Source organism: Chitinophaga sp. CF118, from assembly GCF_900112615.1.
Classification (GTDB): domain Bacteria; phylum Bacteroidota; class Bacteroidia; order Chitinophagales; family Chitinophagaceae; genus Chitinophaga.
Genome location: NZ_FOMK01000002.1, coordinates 605,791 through 621,886 on the forward strand (window position 1 = coordinate 605,791; position 16,096 = coordinate 621,886).

12 protein-coding genes are annotated in these 16,096 nt (G+C 40.8%); 2 read left to right on the top strand and 10 right to left on the bottom strand.

Translation table 11 applies throughout. From position 1 onward, the window contains the following. Positions 1-114 precede the first annotated feature (114 nt). Positions 115-246: a hypothetical protein gene (locus tag BM176_RS32890; RefSeq protein WP_255373488.1), complete on the top strand. Its 132-nt coding sequence runs from the start codon at positions 115-117 to the stop codon at positions 244-246. A gap of 468 nt (positions 247-714) precedes the next feature. Here the strand turns inward: BM176_RS32890 and BM176_RS10650 are convergent, their stop codons facing one another. The 8 genes from BM176_RS10650 to BM176_RS10690 form a co-directional block, all read right to left on the bottom strand. After that, a complete protein-coding gene (locus BM176_RS10650; protein WP_090102636.1) occupies positions 715-1,626 on the bottom strand; it encodes a helix-turn-helix domain-containing protein in 912 nt (303 codons plus the stop codon). Then, positions 1,616-2,548, bottom strand: coding sequence for an oxidoreductase (locus BM176_RS10655; protein ID WP_090102638.1), 933 nt, complete (start codon positions 2,546-2,548; stop codon positions 1,616-1,618). Before BM176_RS10655 ends, BM176_RS10650 begins: the two co-directional genes overlap by 11 nt. A 227-nt stretch (positions 2,549-2,775) precedes the next feature. Beyond that, positions 2,776-3,633 (bottom strand): SDR family oxidoreductase, encoded by an 858-nt coding sequence (locus BM176_RS10660; protein WP_090102640.1) that lies wholly within the window; start codon positions 3,631-3,633, stop codon positions 2,776-2,778. Positions 3,634-4,305: 672 nt separating this feature from the next. Then, positions 4,306-6,588, bottom strand: coding sequence for a S9 family peptidase (locus tag BM176_RS10670; protein WP_090102644.1), 2,283 nt, complete (start codon positions 6,586-6,588; stop codon positions 4,306-4,308). A gap of 87 nt (positions 6,589-6,675) precedes the next feature. Further along, a complete protein-coding gene (locus tag BM176_RS10675; protein ID WP_090102645.1) occupies positions 6,676-7,629 on the bottom strand; it encodes a hypothetical protein in 954 nt (317 codons plus the stop codon). Between the two features lie 26 nt (positions 7,630-7,655). Then, entirely contained in the window at positions 7,656-8,315 is a 660-nt protein-coding gene (locus BM176_RS10680) for a hypothetical protein (protein WP_090102647.1), read from the bottom strand. 25 nt (positions 8,316-8,340) lie between these two features. Continuing rightward, positions 8,341-9,798: a RagB/SusD family nutrient uptake outer membrane protein gene (locus BM176_RS10685; protein WP_177230364.1), complete on the bottom strand. Its 1,458-nt coding sequence runs from the start codon at positions 9,796-9,798 to the stop codon at positions 8,341-8,343. A 20-nt stretch (positions 9,799-9,818) separates the two neighbouring features. Beyond that, positions 9,819-12,956 carry a SusC/RagA family TonB-linked outer membrane protein gene (locus BM176_RS10690; RefSeq protein ID WP_090102652.1) on the bottom strand — a complete coding sequence of 1,046 codons (3,138 nt, stop codon included), beginning with the start codon at positions 12,954-12,956 and terminating at the stop codon, positions 9,819-9,821. A 227-nt stretch (positions 12,957-13,183) separates the two neighbouring features. Between BM176_RS10690 and mgrA the strand changes: the two genes are divergently transcribed. Then, positions 13,184-14,185 carry an L-glyceraldehyde 3-phosphate reductase gene (gene mgrA / locus BM176_RS10695; RefSeq protein ID WP_090102653.1) on the top strand — a complete coding sequence of 334 codons (1,002 nt, stop codon included), beginning with the start codon at positions 13,184-13,186 and terminating at the stop codon, positions 14,183-14,185. Between the two features lie 178 nt (positions 14,186-14,363). Here the strand turns inward: mgrA and BM176_RS10700 are convergent, their stop codons facing one another. Both BM176_RS10700 and BM176_RS10705 read right to left on the bottom strand, forming a co-directional pair. After that, a complete protein-coding gene (locus BM176_RS10700; protein ID WP_090102655.1) occupies positions 14,364-15,131 on the bottom strand; it encodes a phosphosulfolactate synthase in 768 nt (255 codons plus the stop codon). 95 nt (positions 15,132-15,226) lie between these two features. After that, the gene (locus BM176_RS10705; protein ID WP_090102657.1) at positions 15,227-16,096 is read right to left on the bottom strand and encodes an aldose 1-epimerase family protein; all 870 of its coding nucleotides are present in this window, start codon (positions 16,094-16,096) and stop codon (positions 15,227-15,229) included.

Consider the following 16,096-nt stretch of genomic DNA (forward strand, 5'->3'; position numbering starts at 1 on the left):
TGTTACAACTAAAATAGGCGAGGAAATTCAAGATATTTAAAAAAAGAAGGTAAACCCGTAAAACAAGAAGGTGAAGTATCTTAAATGTTCAGTCAGGCAACAGCTCTATGAGTTATGGCAATATTCGCAAAACATGTATTTGATAATTCGAAAGATATTGTGGTAACAGCTATCTGTAAGGATTTGCGTGATTATAAGAATGCGGGAAGATCCAGGTATCATCTGGCGACGGTAACGGTTGAATAATATATCAAAAATAAACGAAGGCTCTGAGATTCGTCTAAATGAATACTAGTCTAGCTCATTCATAAATAATAAGAGGCTGTCAAAACTTTTGAGAGCCTCTTATTATTTATGAATGAGGTATATTTAAATGTAATAGTTACTGTTTTAGCTGACAGCTTTGGAAATATAGTTTAGATTTCATCTTACATAATGCTGATAATTAGTATCGAAAACCAACTTTATTTTGAAAAGGTGTGGAATCTGTTTTATAATTTGGATATCGGCACTTCGCCAAGCTGCAGGGAAAGATAATCGCTGAACTTATATTCAAAGCCCATCTGTGTTGTGTCAGCCTGAACTGCAGCTGAGTAGCGATATATAACTGAGTATTTATTCTGAAGCCGGCATTTTGCCAAACTCCCGGTTATGTGCTGCCCTTCTATTCTGGCGTCTCTTGATTTTTCATTTTTGCTTTGATTCTTTCGTTCATTACTTAAAAGATGCCCGATACTCAAGTGGCGAAATATTCATTTTGCTTTTAAATAATTTACTGAATGATTGTGGATGCTCAAATCCCAACTGGTATGCAATTTCACTTACTGAGAGATTTGTAGTTGATAAAGCTTCTTTCGCTTTTTCGATTAATTTGTTATGAATATGTTGTTGAGTGCTTTGTCCTGTGATAACTCTCAACATATCACTCAAATAATTGGGCGATAGATTTAGTTTCTCAGCAAAAAACTGAACAGTTGGAAGTCCGGATTCAATTATTTTGTCGCTTTCGAAATATTCGTCAAGCAAAGTTTCCATTTTTGTCAGTAAATCACTGCTAGCTGTTTTGCGAGTAATGAATTGCCTATTGTAAAATCGGTTGGAATAATTGAGTAATAGCTCAATCTGTGAAACCATTACATCTTGGCTAAATTGGTCTATTGAATGATTGTATTCTTTTTCAATATTCTTAAAAATCTCTTCAATCATTGCTTCTTCAGATTCAGATAAATGTAGTGCTTCATTTACTGCATACGAAAAGAACCCGTAATTTTTTATATTTTTTCCAATTGAGTAGTTTCTAATAAGGTCGGGATGAAAAACCAACAGCCATCCATCTGATCGTGTATTTCCGTTTTGGGTGGTCGATGCAATTTGCCCCGGTTCCATAAATGCCAAAACCCCTCCATCAAAGTCGTAATAATTTTGACCATAGTTGAACTTGCAATCAGAGTTATGCTTTATTGAAACTGTGTAAAAATTCAATATTACTTTAACCGAATCTTCTATAACATATGAAGGAACATCGCTATAATTTATCAGACTAACTAATGGGTGTTTAGGCTTTGGGATACCCATTAATTTATGCAATTCCGAAACGGAATTTATTTTCATAAATTTATTTCCCATTGAACTCATAATTAATTTGGGCTAATTTTTCAGAAACCTTCCAAAGTTTTCCAGCTAACTCCTTATCATACGATTTGTCACTTGACTTTACCAATTCAGGATATCCACGCATTTCATTCATTTTGGTTGGTCCAAAATATTCACCACCTTTTACACTTGGATCTGTTGCTGCTCTTAAAATAGGAAGCGTACCTATTTCAACTTTTTGTGCAAGTATGTTTGTTATTATAGCTTGAACAAAAAAACCTGTATGCCTTGTAAGATTTGTTTTTGTATAGCCGGGGTGAGCAGCAACAACGGTTATGTCAATCTTGTTCGCTTTCAGTTGCCTGTCTAACTCATACGCAAATAATAGGTTTGCAAGTTTACTTTGAGAATAGGCTATAAATTTATTATATCCTTTATCAAAATTCAGGTCGTCAAAATGAATATCAGGCTTACCCATTTTTGCCTTGTGCTGTCCGCTTGACTGTATTGCTATACGAGAATTTGGGGTGCTTTTTAATAAATCCAAAAGCAAGCCGGTTAGTAAGAAATGCCCCAGATGATTCGTTCCAAACTGAACTTCAAATTTTTGCTTAGTTAGTTCTCGCTTTACCGGAAACATAACACCTGCATTATTGATGAGTACATCAAGTTGCTTATACTTCTGATGAAACTCTTGAGAAAATTTATGTATTGAAGCAAAATCGGACAAGTCTAGTTGCATTAGGTCTAACTTAGCATTAGCGTTTTCCTTTTTGATTAAGGAAATTGCTTCATTACCACTTTTCAGGTTACGAGTAGTCATAACTACGTGAGCACCTTTACCGCTCAATACCTTTGATGCTTCAAATCCAAGTCCACTGTTTGCACCTGTAATGAGAATTGTTTTTCCTTGCTGTGAAGGGATGTTGTCTGCTGTCCAATTTTGTGTTGTCATTTTTTTATGCTTTTTAATTATGGCACAAAGGTCAGAAACTTTAAAACTGTCAGAGTAGCCAATTCCCTGAATAATGTATCCTAATCAAGGTTTTTCAGTTCGTTCATAGTTGCACTGTCTATTTGTTAGGGTTGCATATAAGGCGAAAACACCAAAGCCTATAAATAATAGATTTCGGTTTTTTCGCCATTGAAATATTCTACAACAGGATTCATATTTCAGATATGTTAAAGTCCAAATTGTGATTTAATACTGCCTATAAATGTGGCATCATCATATTGTTGACGATTTGCCATAAGCATTTTAGCATCTTCTCCTGCCGTATATCTCAATTGATTTTTTTCGTCTGTTGCAGCCTCAAATATTACTTCTGCCACCACACTTGCAGGCGAAACATTTTCAACCATTTTGGGCATTGCTGCCATCAAAGAACTAACAATATTTTGATATTCAGTCATATTTTCATCATTACTAAAATCTAAAGACCTACCTGAAAAATCAGTCGCTATCATACCTGGCTCAACAATTTTTACTTGTCCGCCAAATTGCTCTACTTCATAGTTAAGCGATTCTGAAATACCTTCAACGGCAAATTTTGTTCCGTGGTACAATGAACCTAAAGGGAAAGTCATTTTGCCTCCAATTGAGGAAATGTTAATAATAATACCCTTTTTGTTTTGTCGAAAATGAGGCAGAATGGTCTTGGTAACATCTAAAAGCCCAATAACATTGGTATTGAATTGTTGTAAAATTTTCTCCCGACTAAATGACTCTAATGGTCCGTATGCACCATAGCCAGCATTATTTAGCAATACATCAATGCTGCCAAATTTTTGAACGCCTTTTATAAACGCATTTTGAATAGAATCTAAATCTAAAACATCAAGTTTGGCAACCAAAACATTTTCTAAGTGTTTTAATTCTGATTCTTTTTCTGGATTTCTCATTGTAGCGATTACATTCCAGCCTTTAGATTGAAATAACTTTGCAGTTTCTTTTCCAATGCCACTGCTTGCACCTGTAATGAGAATTGTTTTTGCTTGCTGTGAAGGGATGTTGTCTGCTGTCCAATTTTGTGTTGTCATTTTTTTATGCTTTTTAATTATGGCACAAAGGTCAGAAACTTTAAAACTGTCAGAGTAGCCAATTCCCTGAATGATGTATCCTAATCAAGGTTTTTCAGTTCGTTTATAGTCGCACTGTCGGTTAGGGTTGCACATAACTCGGGCATTTACCAATATTCAGCAAGCGTATCGCATTGAGTAGCATTAATATTAGAATGAACTATGTCCTTTAATTCCTCAATATTGGAAATAGCCATAATGTCATGTTTAAATCGGATAAACAAGTTACAATAAAAATACAAGAGTCGCCCATATCGGTGGCCGCTAACCGAAATCAATAGATATACCTGAAGCCATAAAGTATTTTACAAAAGGATCATATTGCGATTTATGAAACTTTGATACCTAGAACGTGTTTTTGAACAGTATTTGCTATTAAAATGTTCCGGTCTTCCATAATTCCCATTATCAGAATTAACACAACAAACATCAATCCAGGGAAAACTATCTTTATTAGTAAATGTTTGAGGTGTTGTTCTTTTTAATAATCCTGTATTTTCTAATATTCTTATGATCTTATCCGTAGATAATTCTTTGCTGTAATTTTCATCAGCACGAATTTCGTAATACCAGTATAAATTACTCCACATTATTTTATCATTATTATATCGAAATTACAGCATATTAAGGATCTTATTCTTTATTCCTTTCAGGAGGTTCTACTCCCAACAGGTTCCTCACAAAGAAATCACGTTTCTTCTTTCTCCCATAAGGGCCGCCATCACTGTGATCCATACCGGGAACGACTAACAGGTCAAAATCTTTATTAGCTTTTATCAATGCATCTACTACGCGATACGTTGATTCAGGTGGTACATTATGATCGTTCTCCCCTACTATCAGTAATAACTTACCCTGTAATTTCGAAGCATTGGTCACATTGGATTGTGCTTCATAATGGGGCCCAACAGGGTATCCCATCCATTGTTCATTCCACCATTGTTTATCTACCCGGTTGTCATGACAACCACAGGCTGATACAGCTGCCTTGTAAAATTCAGGATGAAAAAGCAGTGCACCAGCGGCATTTTGCCCACCGGCGGAGGTGCCGTATAGTCCAACGCGGGTAGTATCAATATAGGGGTATTTAGCTGCCAGCGCTTTAATCCACAGGATACGGTCTGGCAAACCAGCGTCGGCAAGGTTATGCCAGCACATATCATGGAAGGCTTTGGACCGGTTGGCAGTTCCCATGCCGTCTATTTGTACGACGATAAAGCCCAATTCAGCCATGCTTTGCATCTCGCCGTAGGTCATGAAGGTTTTAGGGACAAAAGCGTCCTGTGGGCCTGCATAAATGTTTTCTATGACCGGATAACGGCGGGTACTATCGAAGTTACGCGGACGGCAGACTACTCCCCAGATATCTGTTTGCCCATCTCTGGCTTTAGAATGGAATACTTCCGGGAAACGCATCCCCATCGCCAGGTAATCTTTCAGATCAGCTCTTTCTACTTCCATGAGCAGTTTACCATCTGTTGTGCGATGTAACTCGGTAACAGGAGGAAGATCCGGCCTTGAGTAAGTATCGAGGTAATATGTTTTTCCGGGTGAAAAACTAAGTGTATGCTGAGCGTTGGCTGTAGTTAGTTTTACTAAGTGAGTGCCATCGAAATTAATACGGTAATAATGGATGTTGTAAGGATCTTCTCCCGAATTCATACCACTTCCCCGAAACCATATTTCCCGCTTCTTTTCATCTACACTGTCTATTCCACGTACTACCCATGAACCAGTAGTGATTTCATTCTTAACCGTTCCTTTTAGAACATCTACAAGGTATAAACGATTCCAGCCATCCTTTTCGGAAGACCAGATCATCTCATTCGTATCGTCTAAATAATGAGTGAAAATTTGCTGCTCGTAGATAAAGGTATTCGTCTTTTCATCAATGATATTACGGGTATTGCCAGTTAATGCATCCACTTCTATTACCCGGAAACGCTGGTGTCCTCTATCTGCTTTCTCAAAAGTAAAATAACGGGGATCACTTTTACGCCAGCGCAGGTATGGCCTGCCCAGGAAATCGTAGATCTCTGTATTTACTTTCCCCATCTTTTTATCTGCCAGGTTAAATACAAACATCTCAAAACCTGTGAACGGATCGCCCGGCTGTGCGTATTCTTCTGTATCAAGTTTTGCCCTTGTTGAATTAGATAATGAAGAAAGCAGATGATATACCGGCTGAATAGTAACCGGGTTGATATGATATCCTACCAGGTATTTACTATCGGGCGACCATTTCAATGCGCCATATGGTTTTTCTTTTGTACCATCTGTAGTGAAAGAAAATTCATCATTAGTACCTGCTGCTTTTACGAAGACATTACCATCTCTGATAAAAGCGGTCCACTCTTTATTAGGCGATAAGCTATCTCCCACTGTACTATCATCATGATATTCCCAGCGACTATGCCGTATAAAACTACCATTGTCTGATGATAACAATGGTGTTGCGGCCGGTGTACAGGTATAATTCAATAAATTACAACTGTACCACTTTCCTTTTACTTCTACTAATAACGCATTTCCCTTTTTAGGAAAAACCAGATCAGTAATGGGTAATTTGTTACTATGCAAAGTGGTATCCATTACAGCGGAGAGAGCTTCTGCCATCTTTTTATGATCAAAAGCCGGTCTTTTACTAGCCTTTAATACATCTGTAAACATGAATTCCGAGGTACTATCTGCCAGGATATTTTTATACCAGAAACCAGCTTCCCCGTTCTGCCACCTGGCTTTTACGGTTGTTTTATATGCTTTGTTACGGATGGTAGAATCCAGTAGTGCAGCATTACGATAGGCCTGTTTTTCTTCTTCCTGCGAAGGCCGGTATGCCGGAAGTAGTGACTGCGCATGTAATAGTTGCATGTTTGCGAACAGGCATCCTAATAATAATAATCTTCTTCGTTTCATTAACTCCTTTTTGATTAAGCTATCTATAACAAGGGGTTATCGACCCCGAGGTATCAGGTAATTCAGGAACAAATTATTATCCCCTTCTTACACTTGTTTTCTTACTACGTTGCTCAAATGAACTGTAACTGTATATGTTCCCTGTAAAAAATATTTGATTGTAAATACAGGATTGATATTAAGATTGATATCTGTGTATTGTGCTGCAATCCGGTAATAACAAATATATCCAGTCCAGCTGGATGCGCCTATAAAACACTGGTTGAACACCGGGAATTCCGGTGCAACCGGGAATTCATAGACATAGCCTGAATCGGTCTTTACTTCCGGAAAGTAAGGGTCCCAATTGGAAAGCGTGGGACGGTCCCCTCTTTTTATAATCTCTCCTTTCGCGGCACTGAATGGCGTACCATTTTTATCTACAAACTTCAGGATAATTTTATTCGGACCAGGCTGACGATTAACATCAATAACCAGTGCAGATGCATCCATACCGGTAAATACTTCCCCGACTGGTGTAGAAGTACTCCATGCTTTGTAGGTGAGATCATATTCGGTAGCCGGATTGATAATGATATCACATGCATTCTTCAATGTTCTGCCACCCCTAATATTAAACACGTTCACATCAATGGTATACGTTCCAGCCTCTACGTATCTGGTGGCTTGAGTGAGTTCAAGTCTGCCTCCGGTATGATTGATCTTGAAGGGTTTTACCAGACTGTCTCCCAGTTTCTGATTCAGCAATGCCACTGTTGAATCTTCATAGGTAACAGCCCCCCTGTACACAGGTACATTCTGTGTTTTAGAAAAAAGGCTGTCCACTATTTCGCCTGTCGCTTTATTCCTGATCTGTAATAAGTCTGCATATAATGGATTGGTAGATCCGTCGGATTCTATGGGCTCTGAATATGTAGCAATCCCCTGCGGAACATTGAACGGATTGTTCTTGTAATAGATATTCTCTCCCAGATATCCCTCTGCCGGCTTCTTACAAGCGCAGCAAACGAATATTAGTATGTAAAACACTCCCCGTTTCATAAGCGTTTAATTTAGGTGTTGATGAATTAAAAACGTACGAAAATGTGCAGATTATTAAGCACGTGCAATACGCCTCCGCTCGATGTGAGAATGCCGGTAGTCTGGCACTGTGCGCGTCTGTCTGCATCCGGATCGTTCGGATCAGTGGTACCTGTATCCAGTGTACCTACTATCTTTGTATAATACAGCAGGTATACCGGTGTATTAGACCACTGGTTATAAATTGGGTCCGTTTGTTTAATTTTCAGGATCGCTGCCGGCGTATTGCCCAGTGTAGTATATTTCACGGAGGTTTCTGTTGCTGCTGCGACTGAAATGGCTTCACTGAACAGGTATTGTCTTACGGAATCTATCGTAATATCATTGTACATGTCATCCAGCGTATACCTGTTATTCTCATCGATTTGGCGTACTGAATCCAGTTTCATCCGGAGATAATTTGCTACAGCATAATCAGTAGGTGCGAAAAAGGTTTTGGCAGCATTCACTTCGTCTTTCAGATTATAGTGATCGATGATTGCTACAACTGTATCAAATAGCTGGAACTGTTGTTTTGCCAGGTAGTCGTATGTAGTGAGATCGGTGTGTGCATTACTAAGTCCTCCATCAGTAAGGTAAGCATCCTTCTTACAGGCAGTTGCCAGCAGCAGACAACAAACGAGTACCATATGAGTAAAGCGGATCATAAGAGAGCGATTTAAATTTTTAGCATTACAATTTTCCTTTCCAATAGGGCGTTTGCACCAGCAATGAATTTGCAGTGATCAACACAGGATCAAGGGGCCAGTAATATTTGCCCTGCTGGAACTGGCTCGCAGAGATCTTGTCATCTCCGAATTTTACTTTCCCTGTCTTTTTAGCCAGGCGCACAAGATCATAAAAACGATGTCCTTCCAGGAATAGTTCTCTACCCCGTTCATCAATAACATCCTCAAATAGATCTTCATCTGTAGCTGTTGAAGGTGATAAACCTGCTAGTGCCCGGATCTGATCCAGCAGCGTACGCGCATCTCCGTAATTACCGGTAGCAGCCAGTGCTTCAGCTCTCAGCAGGGTGATATCTGACAGCCTGAAAATGATTATATTATTGAATGCCAGCGGAGCGGTATTTCCAGTACCGGTATAAGTGATGTTACTATATTTGATACAGATTGGATCTGTAGAGCTCAGGAAGGCAAAGGCTTTGGTCCTTCTCAGGTCTGTGGTATCACTATACAGTGCTGATAAAGTGGTTATATTCAACGGAAGGTATGAAATACCCTGGTTGGTAGTCAGATACTCTGAGCGTAAAGTATAAAAAGCGATATTACCATCCGCAGCGCCTTCATTTGAAGCATTCTGTGCTATTTCAAAGATGCCTTCGGAAGATTTGCCATCGTAGATATTCAGATAATTGTTCCTGTCCACAAAACTGTAAAGACCGCTGCTGATTACAGAGTCTGCAATCGGGGCACAGTTGGTATAATCGCCTTGCCAGGCGTAGATATGCGCCAGCAATGCATAAGCAGCACCTTTATTGGCACGCACAGCTTTATCGGACGAAACACCGTTTGACCATGGCAGGAAAATGATAGCTTGTTTCACATCGGCTATTGCCTGATCAAGTACTTCTTTTTCAGTTGCCCGTCCAATATTGGCAGAAGTAGCCACATCTTCTATTGCCTGCAATACTAATGGTACACCACCCCATACACGTGCCATGTAGAAGTAACTGAAGGCCCGGGTAAAATAGGCCTCTCCCAGAAACTCCTGCTGCCTGTCTATAGCCATAGCGGGAATATGTTTGATACAGCGGTTGGATTGATCGATGGTACGATAAAAGTTCTCATACCGGCGTAATTTCATCAGTGGCTCGTAAGTATTGGCGGCAGGAATAGAGAGTGACCAGAGGCAGTTTTTAATATTGTAAAATGCGTAATCACCGCTCCCGTAGGCAGAGCTTAATTCGTCGGTAGGAAGATCCCCGTAAGCATAGTAAGCCATGCCATCGTTCAGCGCCATCCTCAGTAATCCATAACAGGCTGCCACAGCAGAATTAGCATCATCATCCGTACGCCAGATGCCACCATCATTGGCGGTACTGTAAGGTTCCTTATCCAGGAATTTACTACAGGAAACAGTCGTACAGATGACTATCATCAATAGTAAATAAGCAATATACTTTTTCATACAATATTTTTTCGTAGTGATCATAACTGTACCTGTAAGCCCAGTGTATATTTTTTAGGAAGCGGATAATCGTTCCCGCTGGAATAGCCGGTAGCATCTATCAGTTCCGGGTCCGGTACGGAAGCATTAGATAATACAAAAACATTGTCCAGCATCCCAAACAGGCGCAGGCCGCCTATCTTCAGCCGTTTAACCAATCCCGGGGAGAAACTGTATCCCAGCATGATATTTTTCATTCTGAAGAAACTGGCATCTTCCACAAAGTTGGAGTTGGCAATATTCCATTTGTCTACGTTATTGCTCAACAGTGAGCCATATTGTGCATTATCTCCTTCCTGCTGCCAGAAGGTAGCTCCTTTGAAATCTGATGCTGGTCCGGAGTTATATCCCCAGGTTGAAGCGATACTATAACTGGAGCCATTCAGTTTATCAGACAGATAACCATTCCACAATTTCCGTCCACTGATAAATGTACAAAGCACGGATACTGAAAATCCTTTGTAGGTGAAGGTATTCGTTATCCCTCCTGTAACATGCGCCTGCGGATCGCCGTAAGACACTTTATCCAGCAGATCTATTTTATAATCGCCGTTCTGATCTACAAGAATAGGATCGCCTGCAGCATAAGGATTGCCACCGTTGAAAGTTAACCGCTTGCCGGTTAAAGGATCTGCCGGTACGTCCGAATCTTTTGAATACACGCCATTCACTTTCCATACTTTGTAGGTGAACATAGGACGGCCGACTGTAAGCGTTTGCTGCATCCACGGTGGTCCTGCAATCAGATCCCGGTTATTATTTGGGAGTTGGGTAATATAGTTTTTGTTAAAGGCGATATTGAAGTTGGTATTCCATTGTAGCTTCCAGGAAGAGGGGAAGTTAGAAGTATTTAAAGTCAGTTCTATACCGGTATTGCGGAAGCTGACCAGGTTACCGGAATAGAAAGAATAACCGGTTGTTCCGCGGGCCAGTACATTATCCAGGTATACATTTTTACCATCTCGTGCGTACCAGTCGGCCGTTAATGAAATACGGTCATTCAGGAAGTTCATATCCACCCCGATATTCGTTTGCGGATAACTTTCCCAGGTAAGATTTTTGTTTGCTGCAGGAGCATTATAATCAGGATATACGATTGTAGTCCCGTTATAATTAGACATATTACCTACTACACCATTTCCCAGGGAGGAAGCGTAATAATTCGCATTGGTGGTGAGTGCCTGATACTTAGCATAATAATTAGAAGGATCATTACCGGTAACACCATAGCTGCCTCTGAATTTCAGAAAGCTTACCACTTTTTTAGCCGGTTTAAAGAAGGGTTCTTCAGAAACAATCCATCCTGCCGATGCGGAATAGAAATTGCCCCAACGGTTGTTTGTACTGTATTTGGAAGAAGCATCCCGCCGGTAGCTACCGGAAAACAGGTAGCGGTCTTTGAATTCGTAGCTCAGTCGCCCAAACCATGACAACCGGGCTCTTTCTTCTAAATGTGACTGAGCATACAGGTTATTACCGCGGGAGATTCCATCGATAGTTTGCAGACCACCAACGGTCAGATTATTTCCTTCTGCATAGGTATATTTATTCTGCTGGTTCTCTGCCCCTTGTCCTAATACTGCGCTCACACTATGTTTCCCCATGATCTTTGACCAGTTGAGATAATTCTCTATTTCCCAGCGGGCCGTCAGATTATTAAAGTTATAGGCATCATTCCGGTTGTTTGGATTAATAGATTTATCCTTGTAATAGTCGCGCCGGTTATTATTATAATTGTGGGAGAATGAGCTGGAAAACACAAGGTTTTTTGCCAGTGTATCTGTAAGCTTCACATTACTGGTAAGGTATAAGTAATTATCCTTATCCAGTGCATTCCCGTATGAACCCTGGTAAGCAGCCACTTGCTGAGGAGTTACATCCCAGAAAGAGGAAGGGAAGCTCCAGGTACTGAAGGGATAACGGCTGCCATCGCCAGTTCCATGTTTCACCTGTACAAAAGAAGGCAGGATATCTATCGCGATATTTATTTTTTTACCTGGGTTCAGGGAGAGGAACAGATGTGGAGATAAACGTTTCATGTAGTAACCCCTCATCACCCCTTCTTCCTTATATCCATTTACAGACAAGCGGTAGCTATATCCGGTTGTTGCCGCACTCACGCTTGCGTCTATATTATTTATAGAAGCATTTTGTAGGAAGATACCCTGCCAGTCTGTATTATTATTAAAAGCAGGGTTCAGACTGTCTGTCAGGAATACGCTCAGGTTCTGAAAGTTGCTGTAGCCGCTTTTATACAGCATTTCCATCTTCAGTCTTCTTTCTGCCGTACCCACCAGCATAGGTTTCATGGCCGGTTTCTGGGCAATACCGGTATAATAGGATAGCGTATATTGTGGTGTCCCTGTTTTAGGCCGTTTTGTCTTTACCAGGATTACGCCGTTGGCCGCCCTTGCGCCATAGATAGCAGCAGCCGATGCATCCTTTAATACATCGATAGATTCGATGTCGTTAGGATTCATAGCCGTCAGCGGGTTATTGTTATAGGAGCCATTATTGGCCGGCAGCATATCATTTACGTTATAGATAATTCCATCTATCACATAAAGCGGATTACTCACACCACCTAAGGTAACGCTGTTGCTACCACGAACATTTACGATTCCATTACTACCCGGCTCTCCGGAAACGCTTAACACAGAGAGGCCGGCTACACGCCCCTGCAACATCTGGTCGAAAGTAGCATAGGGGATGTTCTCAATATCCTTTCCTTTTACGGAGGATACAGCACCGGTTGTTTTTCTGCGCTGAATATCCTGGTAGCCGATTACCACCACATCATTCAGTCCTTTCACATCTTCTACCAGCTGGATGTCCAGCGATGATTTTGCTTTTAATTCCTGTGTTTGATAACCTACAAAACTGATAATGACAACCGGGTTGGCGGATTTCAATTCAAGGGTATATTGTCCTTTATCGTTGGTAGTAGTTCCCTGTTTAGTGCCTTTTTCCCGGACTACTACACCGGGTATGGGGGTTGCTGATTTTTTGTCTGTTACCGTTCCGGATATTTTCACCTGACCAAACAGTACATGCGGTAGGAGCAGCAATAGACATATGCCAATAAGAGGCACCTTCAGATAAGTAAACTGATAGCTCATTGTTGCAATTAATTAGAATGTAACGGATAATTACGGGCGCTGATAATTCTTACAATAATTGGTTGATAATCTCCTTGGAAAGCAGCTACATGCGACAGCCGGCATGTACACAAATAGGTAGCTTGTAATATTATAAATCTACTGCGTTCATCCTCTTATCCATTTGCAGATTTTAACTATTTGTTTACAAATAACAACTATCTTGGACATCCTAAATAATAGCTATTATGAGTGCTTATGTACCAGCTACCGACAGGTATGACTATATGCAATATAACCGTTGCGGAAAAAGCGGGATACGGCTTCCAGCCATTTCATTAGGACTGTGGCATAACTTCGGTTCTATAGACACTTTTGAGAATGGCAGACAAATAGTACGCCGTGCATTTGATAAAGGGATCACCCATTTTGACCTGGCCAATAATTACGGACCAGTTCCCGGATCTGCAGAAGAGAATTTCGGTACTATATTGAAAAAAGATTTTAATACGGGTACCCTTCGGGATGAACTGATCATTTCTTCAAAAGCAGGTTATTTAATGTGGCCTGGTCCTTATGGGGAATGGGGTTCCAGAAAAAACCTGATTTCCAGCCTTGATCAGAGCCTGCGCCGGTTGCAACTGGATTATGTAGATATTTTCTATTCTCACCGCCCTGATCCTGATACCCCTATTGAAGAGACAATGGGAGCACTGGACAGTATTGTAAGATCTGGCAAGGCTTTATATGTAGGATTATCCAATTATACAGCAGAACAGACAACAGCTGCACTGGCTGTACTTAAATCACTGGGTACCCCCTGCCTGATTCATCAGCCTAAGTATTCCATGTTCGAAAGATGGGTGGAAAACGGGTTACTGGATGTGCTGGAGGCAAACGGTGTGGGATGTATTCCTTTTTCCCCGCTTGCACAAGGGCTGTTAACAGACCGTTACCTGAAGGGTATTCCGGAAGGGTCACGTGCCAGTAAGCCAAGTGGTTTCCTGAAAGCCGACCATGTAACTGATGAAAAGCTGGATAAGATTACCCGTTTGAATGCTATTGCGCAACGCAGGGGGCAGTCACTCGCACAAATGGCACTTTCGTGGTTACTGAAGGATAAAAGGATTACTACAGTACTGATTGGCGCCAGTTCTGTTGCGCAGCTGGATAATAACCTTGGAGCGCTGGAGAATGTAAATTATTCGGCGGAAGAATTGAAGGAAATAGAAGGGATTTTGAGAGGATAATCTTCCATCCCGGACTGTATGATATAATAGAAAAGGCTCCGGTTTGGAGCCTTTTCTATTATATTTTTAATATCTATTGAATTAAGATCCAGTCTGAAAAAAGTCATCCTTCGTTCATCCTTCGTTAAAAGACGAAGGATGAACGAAGGATGACTTTATCTCTACTTTATCTCAGATCTTAATCGTTCAGGTAAAAGCTGAAGCTATCTCCTCTAAGACCTATACGCATTGCTTCCAGGGAGATCACTTCATTAGAAGCTATGTTTCCCAGGTTCACGTTACAGCCTACCAGTTGAAGGAAATACAATTGCTGATCTTTACGGGGAGCTTCCCAGATAATCTTTTCTACAGGAATCTGTGTAAGGATTTCCTGTACCAGTCCTTCACGCACCTCACCTGAATCACGGTAAAGACCTACATTACCCGTTTCCCGGGCTTCAGCGATGATGTATTGTGATCCGGCTTCCATTTCAGATTTCATCAGCTCTATCCACTTGTAAGGAGGCGTAATGTGTTCACGGTCCTTATCCTTGGAACCGATCTCGCTTAATACAGTACCTAATTTTGCCAGTTTTTCTATGTATCCGCATTTCTCTGCATGAGGAATAGAAAGGGAGCCATCGGAGACTTCTACATAGTTAATACCGTAATCCTTGATAATCCGCAGGTAGTCGTCGAACTGGTTACGGATGATGAATGCTTCCAGCAGCAGGCCTCCGAAGTAAACAGGAATATTATGCGACTGATATATTTTAATCTTTTCGTCCAGGTTAGGTGTTACATATGCAGTACCGAAGGCCAGCTTCACCATATCTACATAAGGAGCGGCACCAGACAGGAAATCTCTTGTATCCTGCAGGCTCAATCCTTTATCAGTAACCATTGTAATACCGTTAGAACGGGGACTTTGTGTACGTTCCGGGATTTGTTCCAGTTTAAAATTCATTTTCTATGGATTTAGCTTCCGGACAAAGGTATTCAAATTTTCATGGCTGGTGCTCACTAAAAAACGCGTTGTAAGCAGGGAAGTTGGTTAGTATATCAGAAAAACCGGGCCGACCAATGCCTTTCAAACTGTTGTCCTGCCAGGAGTTTATTAATTCCTTCCTTTTCGAACAGTTCTCCACTTGCATTCACGCTATCAGCAATACCACACCAGGGTTCTATACAAACGAAGTCAGCATCTTTTGCAGCCCATATTCCCATAAAAGGAAATCCTTCAAATTGCATTTCAATACCATGAGGTGCATAATCACTTTTCAAGGTGATAGCAGTAGAATCCATATGTTTAAATACCAGTGCATCCTGGTAGAATAATGAATGCTGTAAAGGAAGTTTGTCTGCCTGCTCCAGGTAAGGTACCGAAGTGATCTCAATCAGCCCCTCTGCAGATAAAGGCCAAAGGTTGGCATTTTCCTTTGCGTTGAAGGAAAGGTAATAATCTTCATATTTCAGCCCTTCTATAAGCGGCACTTTGAATGCCGGATGTGCCCCCACGGAAAAATACATTGTATCAGCACCTGTGTTCTCTACGAGATATGTTACGGTCAGCTGGTCGCCCAGTAAAGTATAGATCACATTAAAGCGGAAGTTAAAAGGGTATACGGGCAGGGTATGTTCAGTATCTGTAAGACTGAAAACAATGCGGGTATCTGTTTGTTCGCTTACTATAAATACATGATCTCTCGCAAAGCCATGCCTGCCAAGTGTGTAGTTTTTTCCTTTATATGAGTAAGTATTATTTTTCAGGGTTCCCACAATCGGGAATAGTACGGGGCTCTTTTTTGCCCAGAAGGCCGGATCTGCATTCCAAAGATATTCCAGCTGGAAGTCTTTACGGATAATTTGCTGCAGTTCTGCTCCCTTTTCAGAAATAACTATTCTCAGATGATCATTAGATAATTCAGGCAT

Coding starts and splice junctions, on each gene's coding strand:
- BM176_RS10700 (WP_090102655.1), bottom strand. CDS start 15,131: ATGAATTTTAAACTGGAACAAATCCCGGAACGTACACAAAGTCCCCGT.
- BM176_RS10685 (WP_177230364.1), bottom strand. CDS start 9,798: ATGAAAAAGTATATTGCTTATTTACTATTGATGATAGTCATCTGTACG.
- BM176_RS10655 (WP_090102638.1), bottom strand. CDS start 2,548: ATGACAACACAAAATTGGACAGCAGACAACATCCCTTCACAGCAAGGA.
- BM176_RS10670 (WP_090102644.1), bottom strand. CDS start 6,588: ATGAAACGAAGAAGATTATTATTATTAGGATGCCTGTTCGCAAACATG.
- mgrA (WP_090102653.1), top strand. CDS start 13,184: ATGAGTGCTTATGTACCAGCTACCGACAGGTATGACTATATGCAATAT.
- BM176_RS10680 (WP_090102647.1), bottom strand. CDS start 8,315: ATGATCCGCTTTACTCATATGGTACTCGTTTGTTGTCTGCTGCTGGCA.
- BM176_RS10675 (WP_090102645.1), bottom strand. CDS start 7,629: ATGAAACGGGGAGTGTTTTACATACTAATATTCGTTTGCTGCGCTTGT.
- BM176_RS32890 (WP_255373488.1), top strand. CDS start 115: ATGGCAATATTCGCAAAACATGTATTTGATAATTCGAAAGATATTGTG.
- BM176_RS10660 (WP_090102640.1), bottom strand. CDS start 3,633: ATGACAACACAAAATTGGACAGCAGACAACATCCCTTCACAGCAAGCA.
- BM176_RS10650 (WP_090102636.1), bottom strand. CDS start 1,626: ATGGGAAATAAATTTATGAAAATAAATTCCGTTTCGGAATTGCATAAA.
- BM176_RS10690 (WP_090102652.1), bottom strand. CDS start 12,956: ATGAGCTATCAGTTTACTTATCTGAAGGTGCCTCTTATTGGCATATGT.
- BM176_RS10705 (WP_090102657.1), bottom strand. CDS start 16,096: ATGCCTGAATTATCTAATGATCATCTGAGAATAGTTATTTCTGAAAAG.